5 protein-coding genes are annotated in these 6,182 nt (G+C 60.8%); 3 read left to right on the top strand and 2 right to left on the bottom strand.

The window, feature by feature from the left end:
- On the top strand, positions 1–1,163 hold a 1,163-nt coding region (locus ACIREA_RS24375; RefSeq protein WP_397384941.1), incomplete at its 5' end, for an ATP-dependent helicase.
- 4 nt (positions 1,164–1,167) lie between these two features.
- A complete protein-coding gene (tgt, locus tag ACIREA_RS24380; protein WP_397384942.1) occupies positions 1,168–2,796 on the top strand; it encodes a tRNA guanosine(34) transglycosylase Tgt in 1,629 nt (542 codons plus the stop codon).
- A 371-nt stretch (positions 2,797–3,167) separates the two neighbouring features.
- Here tgt and ACIREA_RS24385 read toward each other — a convergent pair whose 3' ends face one another.
- Both ACIREA_RS24385 and ACIREA_RS24390 read right to left on the bottom strand, forming a co-directional pair.
- On the bottom strand, positions 3,168–3,428 hold the full coding sequence (locus ACIREA_RS24385) for a DUF1232 domain-containing protein (RefSeq protein ID WP_397384943.1): 261 nt from the start codon (positions 3,426–3,428) through the stop codon (positions 3,168–3,170).
- A 91-nt stretch (positions 3,429–3,519) separates the two neighbouring features.
- Entirely contained in the window at positions 3,520–5,220 is a 1,701-nt protein-coding gene (locus ACIREA_RS24390) for a glutamine--tRNA ligase/YqeY domain fusion protein (protein ID WP_397384944.1), read from the bottom strand.
- 111 nt (positions 5,221–5,331) lie between these two features.
- Between ACIREA_RS24390 and ACIREA_RS24395 the strand changes: the two genes are divergently transcribed.
- Positions 5,332–6,182: hypothetical protein (locus tag ACIREA_RS24395; protein ID WP_397384945.1), on the top strand; the 851-nt coding region annotated here is incomplete at its 3' end.

Genomic DNA, 6,182 nt, shown 5'->3' on the forward strand with positions numbered 1-6,182 from the left:
TGCACACGGCAAACAGCCTCATCAAAAACAACGTGGGCCGCCGCCCAAAGTCCCTGTGGAGCCGCAATCATGGCAGCGATCTCGTCCGCCTCATTGCCAATGAGGATGACAAGGAGGAGGCGGACATGATTGCGAAGGAAGTGGAAACCGCCCACTTCGCGAACAAGCAGCCGCTGGAAGATTTTGCCGTGCTCTTCCGCACCAATGATCAGTCGCGCGTGCTTGAGCAGGCCTTCCGCCAGCGCAAGATCGCCTACCGTGTGGTGGGTGCGCGCAGCTTCTTTGACCGGCGTGAGGTGAAGGACATTGTGAGCTACCTCAGCGTGCTGCACAATCCGCACGATGACATGGCGCTGCTGCGCATTTTAAACACGCCCACCCGTGGCATCGGCAGCGCCACCGCCGAGCTCGCGCGTGAGCGCAGCATGGAGAAGCACCACAGCATCTGGGTGGCGCTGTGCGATGAGGAATTCCTGCGCCAGATCCCCGAGAAAGGGCGCAATGCCATCCGCCTTTTCACGGCTCTCATCGTCAAATACTCAGGCCCGGCCAGCACCCCCGGAACCAATCTGGTGGACATGACGCAGGCCCTGATTCTTGAGACCGGCTACATGGAGCATCTCAAAAAAGCAGCCAAGGAGCCGGAGGATTTTGCCGGTTGGGAGAACGGCATCAATGAACTGTACAAAAGCATGACCAGTCATGCGGAGCGCGATCGCGCCAGCGGCCTCGCGGGTTTCCTGGATGAAGTCAGCCTCAATGATGAGCGCGAAGAAAAGGACGACATCGAAAAGAAAAAAGGCGTGTGCTTGATCACCATGCATGCCTCCAAGGGGCTCGAATTTCCGGTCGTGTTTCTGCCGGGAATGGAGCAGGGGATCCTCCCGCACAAACGCAGCTTTGACGAAGGTCGTGTGGATGAAGAGCGCCGCCTGTTCTACGTGGGCATCACCCGTGCGAAGCAGAAGCTGACATTGAGCCACACGCGTACGCGCATGAAGTGGGGCAAGAAGCAGAGCAACATGCCCAGCACCTTCCTCAAGGAGCTCGACCGCAAGTACGTGGAAGAACTCGACTACACCAAGCACATGAACGAAACCACGACGCAGGAGGAAAACACCAACTTCTTCTCCGGCCTGCGGGCCATGATGGCGGAGAAGTAATCGCGTGTCGCCCTCCCGTCTCCAGTTCCAGCTCGATGCCCAGGCCAGCGACTCGCATGCCCGCGCCACGACGTTTCACACGCTGCACGGCACCATTCAGTCGCCGCTGTTCATGCCCGTGGGCACGCAGGCCACGGTAAAGGCGCAGACGCAGGAGTCCCTGCACGCCTCCGGCTCGCAGATCCTGCTGGCAAACACCTACCACCTCCTGCTGCGTCCTGGTCCTGATGTCTTCACTAAGCTCGGCGGCATCCACCGTTTCATGAACTGGCCGGGCTCCGTGCTCACGGACTCCGGCGGCTATCAGATCTTCTCGCTGCCGCACTCACGCTCCATGACGGAGAAGGGGGCCGTGTTTCAAAGCTACGTGGATGGCCAGCGCATCCTGCTCAGCCCGGAGCTCAGCATTCAAACGCAGCGCGCCATCGGCAGCGACATCATGATGGTGCTGGACCAGTGCATCCCATCCACTGCCGATGAAAAAACCGCGCGCGCCGCCCTGCAGGTGACGCAGCGCTGGGCCGTGCGCAGCCTCGCTGCACGTGAGGACTCGCCGCAGTCCATGTTTGGCATCGTGCAGGGGGCTTTGTATCCACAGCTCCGCCGCGAAAGCGCCGCTGGCCTCATGCAGCTCGACTTCGACGGCTTCGCCATCGGCGGCCTCGCCGTCGGTGAGGAAAAAAACGAACGCGAAGACGTGTGCGAGCTCACCGCCGCGCTGCTCCCCGCAGACCGCCCCCGTTATCTCATGGGTGTCGGCACGCCGGTGGATGTGCTGGAGGCCGTGCATCGTGGCGTGGACATGTTTGACTGCATCATCCCCACGCAGGTGGCGAAGCGCGGCACCGCCTTCACTTCACGCGGCATTGTCGAGCTGCGCCGCTCCGTTTACAAATTCAGCGAGGATCGTCTTGATCCCACTTGCACCTGCCCGGTATGCGCTTCCCACAGTCGCGCCTACTTGCACCATCTTACCAAAACGCAGGAGCAGTTGGGCTGGACGCTCGTGGGTCAGCACAACATCCACTTCTACCACCAGCTAATGCGCGAGATCCGCCAGAGCATTCTGGAAGACCGCTTCATGCCGCTCTACCGCGAGCGCCGCGAGATTCTGCCCATCGAAGATGTGGACCATCCCGTCACGCATCCCAAGCGCACTTCCACCAAACCGCAGCACGAGGGCGACTACGAACTCAATGGCGAGCCGCCCGCCATCCGGCACATCCCCAGCGGCCGCATTCTTCCCACGACACCGCAGCTCGATCCCGCCATCGAGTCCCAGCTCATCCAGCATTTGCGCCTGCCTGCCGAGTCCCCGCCGCTCATCGTCTGGGATACGCAGCTTGCCACCGCCGCCACCGGGCTCGCCGTCATCCTCCTCTACGAAGCTGAAGCCGCCAAAGGCCCCATCCGCCCGCTGCATCTCGTCAGCTTCAGCGAAGACCTCGCCCCGCTGCGCCTCGCCCTCCATCACAAGCGCCACTTCCCCTACCTCCGCCACGGCGCTGCCGACACCCTCATCCGTCGCGATGCCTGGGAGTCCCGCTACTGCCCCGGCCTGAAATGGAGCCTTATCCACGGCTCACATGCGGAGATGAAGACGCAGGTGCCTTCGGCAGATGTGGTGGTGTAGAGGAACTTCCAAGGCGACTATTCAGGTTCTGCGGAGGCGCAATGTGCGCTCCCGAAATCTCGCCCCTCACCCAGCCTCTCCCCGAAAGAGATATGGAGCAACGGAGCCTTGGGCGGGGAGAGGGGATTCGCGCTGGATCACATGGAAACTTCATCGGAGCCGCAATGCGTCCCCCTCTCCCCGTCGAGGGTATGGCTTGGCGCATGTCTTCTTCGGGGAGAGGCTGGGTGAGGGGGCAGCTGCAAACGTCGGGAGCGCACATCGGCCTCCCCGCTGGCGAATCAGCCCCCTTCATCTGGCTGACTTTAGAGGGCTCCTGAATAGTCACCATGGATGTTCGTTCTCATCCCAACCGAACTCCGAAGTTCGGCCTACTTCGTCTCCACATCAATATCATGCGTCTTCGGAGCCGGTTTCTCCTCCGTCCCCTTGCGCCGCAGGAAGTGCCCAATATCCACGCCGAAGTACGCCAGGCAGTTGATCAGCAGCGCAGTCGCCGCCGCTTCATCCAGATTACCAAAGATGGGGATGTTGTCCGGAATAAACTCCGCCACGCCAAAGCCAACGTTCAGCAGGTAAAGAGCCGACACAATGCCCGAGGCGAGCACCAAAATATCACGGATCAGTTTCATAAGGAGAGGGGATGACAGATGCAGGCACAATGTGACAGCACTTGCCCCCCACGCTAAAACAACCTTGGGAGAAAAATGGAATGGCCGCCTCCTACTTCTTCACCCACCCATCCTTCAGCGTCACCGTGCGATTAAACACCGGAGCACCGGGTTTCGAATCGATCGGGTCAGCGTAGAAGTAAGCGACGCGCTCAAACTGCCAATGCGTGCCGGGGGCGGCATCCTTCAGTGAGGGCTCCAGCTTCGCGTTGGTGATCGTTTCACACGACGCGGGATTCAGGAACTTCGCAAAATCTCCGTCCTCACCGGCATCAGCATCCGGCGTCTCCACCGTGAAAAGGCGGTCATAGAGACGCACAGCAGCATCCACGGCATGGCGGGCGCTCACCCAGTGAATGATTCCTTTCGGCTTGGTGCGGCCTTCGGGCTTTTTGCCGTGGCGGGTGGCATCGTCATACGTGCAGCGCAATTCCACGATATTCCCAGCCTCATCCTTGATGATCTCCTGGCAGATGATGCAGAAGGCAAACTTCAGGCGCACTTCGCCGCCGGGCTTGAGGCGGTGGAAACCGTCGGAAGGGAACTCCATGAAGTCGTCGGACTCGATGTAAAGCTCACGGCAAAGCGGCACCTGACGCGTGCCCGCTGCAGGATCTTCAGGGTGGTTCGGCGCTTCGAAGTGCTCGACCTGATCCTCCGGATAGTTCGTGATCACCACCTTGATCGGGCGCAGCACGCCGTAGGCACGATGGGAAATCTTGTTGAGGTCTTCGCGGATGGAGTGCTCAAGCAGGGCGATCTCCGTGAGCGAGTTGAACTTCGTCAGGCCGATCGTTTTGCAGAAGCTGCGAATCGCAGCCGCAGTGATGCCACGGCGGCGCATGCCGCTGATGGTGGGCATGCGCGGATCATCCCAGCCGTTGACGAGGTCGTCCTTCACCAGACGCAGCAGCTTGCGCTTGCTCATCACCGTGTAGGTGAGGTTCAGGCGTGCAAACTCGCGCTGATACGGCGCACCGGGCAGGCCATCGACGTTGTTGATGAGCCATTCGTAGAGCGGGCGGTGGTGCTCAAACTCCAGGGTGCAGAGGCTGTGGGTGATGCTTTCCAGCGCATCGCTCAGCGGATGCGCGTAGTCATACATCGGGTAGATGCACCAGGCATCGCCAGTGCGGTGATGATGGGCATGCAGGATGCGGTAGAGGGCCGGATCACGCAGGTTCATGTTCGGCGATGCCATGTCGATCCGGGCGCGCAGAACTTTTTCGCCTTCCTTGAACTCGCCCTTCCGCATGCGGCGGAAGAGATCCAGGTTTTCCTCCACGCTGCGGTCAGCGCCCGCGCTGCGAGTACCGGGGGAGGTGAGGGTGCCACGGTTCGCGCGCATCTCTTCATGCGTCTGATCATCCACATAGGCGAGGCCCTTGGTGATCAGTTGCTCGGCAAAGCCGTAGAGCTTTTCAAAATAGTCGCTGGCGTAAAAGAGGTGCTCGCCCCAGTCAAAGCCCAGCCATTTCACATCCGCCATGATGCTGTCCACGTACTCCACTTCCTCCTTGGTGGGATTCGTGTCGTCAAAGCGCAGGTGGCAGCGCGAATTCGGTGCATGTTCCTGGGCGAGGCCAAAGTTCAGGCAGATGCTCTTGGCGTGGCCAATGTGGAGGTAGCCATTCGGCTCCGGCGGGAAACGGGTGACGACCTGACCGCCGTTGCGACCTGCGGCGAGATCGGCAGCGATCATTTCACGGATGAAATCAAGGGAGGCGGGAGGTGTGGCGGCGGCTTCGGACATGGAGGGCGGAGTTTGGGCCGAAAGTTTAAAGTTCAAAGAACAAAGTTCACCTCAACCTGAACTCTGTTCGCAGTTGCACAGGCACGGAATCCGTTGTTTTTCCCCGGAACCATGTCCCATCCCGCCCCAGCGCCCACGCATCTCGATCTCTCGAAACTCGGCGAGCCCGTCTATCGCGGCTCCGTGCAAAATCTCTACGCCGTGCTAGATCATCCGGGCTACGTCGTGTGCGAGACCACGCCAGCAGGCTCCGTCTTTGACGTCGGCTCGATCTTCAACATCGAAGGCAACGACCTGAACCGCGCCATCTTCCGCCACGCCATGTACTCCCGCCTCGCCCAGCCGGAAACCTGGCAGCGCGTGAAAACCGCCATCGAAAACACGCCGATGGACGCCGCCTGGCGCAAAGAACTGCTCACGGGCCCTCTGGAAACGATGCTGGAGCGCGGTGCTGCGACGCACCACATCGGCATGGTGGATGCCGTGACGGGTGAGATCGTCCGCTCTGGCCTCCCCGCCAATCCGAGCTGCTACAATGTCGTGCGCCGCTTCCCGGTGATGCACCCGCCGCAGCGCAATCTGCTGGGCACCCACGTCTTTGACTACGCTCAGTTTCACCAGAGCGCCACGTACGTGGTGCCTCTGGAGTACATCGTGCGCTTTGGTGTGACGAGCGGCTCTTCGATCCTGAAAAAATACCAGGGGCTCAGCGAAGCGGCCAAGCGCAGCTACGAGCAGGAACTCGGCATCTCCAAGCCCATGGGCGTGTGGGAAATGCTGGAGCGCCCCATCTATGACCTCACCAGCAAATACGAGCCTGAAGACCGCGCCGCGAGCAAGCAGGAGGCGCTGATGATGTCCGGTCTCAGCAGCGATGACTTCCTTCACACCGTCAAGCTGGCCATCCTCGGCGGCTGGGCCGTGCGCGAGCTTCTGGAAAGCGCCGGCCTGCTGCTGTGGGA

Source organism: Prosthecobacter sp., from assembly GCF_044373815.1.
In the GTDB taxonomy this organism is placed as follows: Bacteria; Verrucomicrobiota; Verrucomicrobiia; order Verrucomicrobiales; family Verrucomicrobiaceae; genus Prosthecobacter.

What these genes read in the sequence shown, in the direction of transcription:
- ACIREA_RS24385 (WP_397384943.1), bottom strand. Translation starts at nt 3,428, where the DNA reads ATGAAACTGATCCGTGATATTTTGGTGCTCGCCTCGGGCATTGTGTCG.
- ACIREA_RS24390 (WP_397384944.1), bottom strand. Translation starts at nt 5,220, where the DNA reads ATGTCCGAAGCCGCCGCCACACCTCCCGCCTCCCTTGATTTCATCCGT.